Below are 3,545 nucleotides of genomic sequence, written 5' to 3'. Positions count from 1 at the left end.
TGCTGCTCGGCCACCAGGAGCCCGCCGAGTTCGGCGGCCGGGTCGGCTCCTGGGTGGACGCCGCCACCGCCCCGGACAGCCGGGTCGCGCTCGGCCGGTCCCTGAGCGGCCTGCTCACCGCGGCCGAGGGGCTGCTCACCGCCGCCCCGGCCGCGCTCGAACCGCTGCTGGCACGCGTCACCGAGCTCCCCGACGAGGCCTTCCTGGACCGGTTGCCCGCACTGCGCGGCGGTTTCGACACGCTCAGCCCGGCCGCCCGGGACCGGCTGCTCGCCGTCGTCGAGGAACGTCTCGGCACGCACGTCGACACTCTGCCGACCGAGCTCGACCCGGCCACCCTCGCCACCTGGGCCAGGGCTGATCTGACGGCACGTCACATCCTGGAAGCGGGCGGACTGTTGACCGCCGCCGACGAAGCGGCGTACGCACCCGACGCGGCGCAGGCACCGGACGCCGCGCAGGCACCGGACGAGCCGGCGGCACCGGCCCCCGGGGCCGTTCTCCCGCCCGCCGACCGCTGGCGGCTGGTGCTCGGACGCCCGGGCAGCGGCCCCGGCCCCACCGGGCGGTCCGCGCGGCTCGCCGCCGCGCTCGACGAGCTCTACGGCACGGGTCGGGGCGAGGGCTCCGCCCCCGGCCCGACCGGCGACCCGCGCGGCGGCCGGGAGGCCCCGTTCCCGGGCGTCCGGGAGTGGTCCGAGGAACTGGTGGCGCTGTTCGGGCCGGGCATCCGCGAGGAGGTCCTCGCTGCGGCGGCGGCGCACGGCCGCACCGACGTCCTGGAGGCGCTCGCCCCGGAGGCCGTCCGCCCCTCGGTCGACCTGCTGCGCACGGTGCTCCAGCACGCGGGCGGCCTGCCCGAGGCGCGCCTCGCCGCACTGCGCCCGCTGGTCCGGCGCCTGGTGGACGAACTGTCGCGCGAGCTCGCGACCACCCTGCGCCCGGCCCTGACCGGCCTCACCCTGCCCCGGCCGAGCCGCCGCCGGGCCGGCCCGCTCGATCTCGACCGCACGATCCGGGCCAACCTCGCCACCGCCCGGCCCGGCGCGGACGGCGGCACCGTGATCGTGCCCGAACGGCCGGTCTTCCGGACCAGGGCCGCCCAGGCCAACGACTGGCGGCTGATCCTGGTCGTGGACGTGTCCGGATCGATGGAGGCCTCCACCGTCTGGGCGGCGCTGACCGCGTCGATCCTGGCCGGAGTCCCGTCCCTGACCGCGCACTTCGTGGCCTTCTCGACCGACGTCGTCGACCTGAGCGGACGGGTGGACGACCCGCTGGGGCTGCTCCTGGAGGTCCGGGTCGGCGGTGGGACGCACATCGCGGCCGGCCTGCGGTACGCCCGCGACCTGGTCACCGTGCCGTCCCGCACGCTGATCGCGGTGGTCAGCGACTTCGAGGAGGGCTACCCGCTCGGCGGGCTGCTGACCGAGACCCGGGCGCTGGTCGGCGCCGGCTGCCACCTGCTGGGCTGCGCCGCACTCGACGACACCGGGAAACCCCGGTACTCCAAGGCCGTCGCCGAACAACTCGTCGCCGCGGGCATGCCGGTGGCGGCGCTCAGCCCGCTGGAACTGGCCCGCTGGGTGGGGGAGAAGATCCGATGACAGACACCCGATGGCCCGCCGTCGCCGCCGAGGTCGTCGCGGAGGTGGTGTCGGCCCTGTCGGCGCGCCTCCAGAAACGGCTCGACGGTGCGGCGGCCAAGCTCGCCGACCGCCCGGTCGTCCGGACGGGCGACGACTGGAGCGTGCGGATCGACGACGAGACGGTGCTGGTCCTGCACGCCCCCGGCGGCACCGTCCGGACGGCCGAGGACGTCCGCTGCGGCTGCCTGCTCGCCCCCGGCTGCCTGCACCGCGCCGCCGCCGTCACGGCCGCCCCGCTGGCCGCACCCGCCGACGAGCAGACGCCGGCCGAGGAACAGACACCCACAGAAGCCGTACCCGACGGTGGAGTCGAGACGGAGGAGCCGCTCACCCCCGCCGAGGCCGAGGCCGTCGACCGCCTGCGCCGGGTCGCGGCCGACACGCTGGCCGCCGGCATCAGCGGCGCGGGCAGCGTCCAGCAGGCCGAGCTGCTGCGGACCGCCCACCAGGCCCGGCTGCTCGGCCTGCACCGGCCGGCCGCGCTGGCCGCCACGGTGGTCACCAGGCTGCGTGCCGCCCGGGCCGCCGAACCCGACCACCGGCTCGCCGACCTGGCCGCCGCCCACCGCGAACTGCTCGACGCCACCACGGTGTTCACGCCCCGGCAGGTCCGCGCGGCGGCGCGGCAGACGTACCGGGAGGTCGGGTCGCTCCGGCTGTACGGGCTGTTCGCCGAACCGGTGGTGTCGGCGACCCACGCGGGCGTCACGGTCTGGGTGGTGGACGGCGACGGGCAGCTCGCCACCGTCTCCGACGTCACCCCGCACGCCGATCCGACGGAGGCCGCGCAACTCGCCGGGGCGGCGGCCGGTCGACCGGTCCGGCTGGGCGACGCGACGCTCTCGCACCGCGACCTCGCCCGGGCCGGACTCGCCGTCCAGGGCGCCACCCGGACCGACTCCGGGCGGCTCGGCGCGGGCGCGAAGGTCCGGGCCGTGCGCGCCGCCGGGGCGGGCTGGGACGAGGAGCCCGTCGCCCGGCTCTGGGCGGAGCCGGTGCCCGCCCAGGTCGAACGGGCGCTGGCGGCCGGGCGGATCCCCCACGAGCAGCGTCCCGCCGGATCGGACCTGCTGTTCCTCGACGTCACCGTGCTCGGGCCCGGGACCGTTCCCGGGTCGACCGCCCCGCAGCTGCTCGCCGAGTGCGCGGGGTCGACGGTGGCGCTGCTGCCCGCCCAGGACCACCCGCGGCTCGCGTTCGCCGCCAACCTGGCGGCCCTGGCGTCCGCGCCCGGCCTGCCGCTGCGCGTGGTCGGCCGGCTGGAGCGCGCCACCCACCCGCGCCTGCGCCTGCTGGCCGCCGCCCCGGCCCCGGGGCCCGGCCCGGTCCTCACCCTGCCGCCCGAGTACCGCGACCGGATCAACCTGGGCCTGGAACGCCTCCAGCACGCCGACCTGCCGCCGGACCGGCCCGAAACCCTGCCACCGGCCGCCGCGTTCGCCCCGCAGCCGCCCTTCCACCTCCTGACCCGCCCCCTCGAACAGGCCGTCACCGGCGGCCGCCGGGCCCTGGCCGGCCGCTCCGACCGAGCCGCTGTCGAAGCGCGTCGCCTGCGGTCGGCGGGCCTCGCCACCGCCGCCCAACTGCTCACCGCCGTCCACGCGGCCGCCACAGACCAGGAACGCGACGTGTTCGGCCGCCTGCACACCACCGACCACCTCGCCTTCGCCACGGCCTGGCTCGCTGCGGCCCGCTACCAGGAGGAGGTGGCCACCGCGCTCTGCGCGGACGCTTGGCCGACAGGGGTCGCGTGACGGGGGCGGGCCTCGTTCACCTCTCCTTCGGCGCGTCGTGCCGGACGGGGGCGGGCGGGACGCCGATCCCGCGCTCGGCGGGCTGGTCGAAGGCGGTGGGGTGGAGGAAGAAGCCGCGCTGGTCCGCCGGTTTGGGGGCGAC

The 3,545-nt window shown here is 77.8% G+C and carries 2 protein-coding genes; both read left to right on the top strand.

From position 1 onward, the window contains the following. On the top strand, window positions 1–1,607 hold a 1,607-nt coding region (locus IEZ12_RS38210), incomplete at its 5' end, for a DUF5682 family protein (RefSeq protein WP_229847442.1). Then, window positions 1,604–3,403, top strand: coding sequence for a hypothetical protein (locus IEZ12_RS11470; RefSeq protein ID WP_189271941.1), 1,800 nt, complete (start codon window positions 1,604–1,606; stop codon window positions 3,401–3,403). The genes IEZ12_RS38210 and IEZ12_RS11470, both read left to right, overlap by 4 nt. The last annotated feature ends 142 nt before the right edge of the window (window positions 3,404–3,545 follow it).

The sequence above is a fragment of the Kitasatospora griseola genome (genome assembly GCF_014648555.1).
GTDB classification, from domain to species: domain Bacteria; phylum Actinomycetota; class Actinomycetes; order Streptomycetales; family Streptomycetaceae; genus Kitasatospora; species Kitasatospora griseola.
This window is presented reverse-complemented; position numbering and strand designations above follow the sequence as displayed.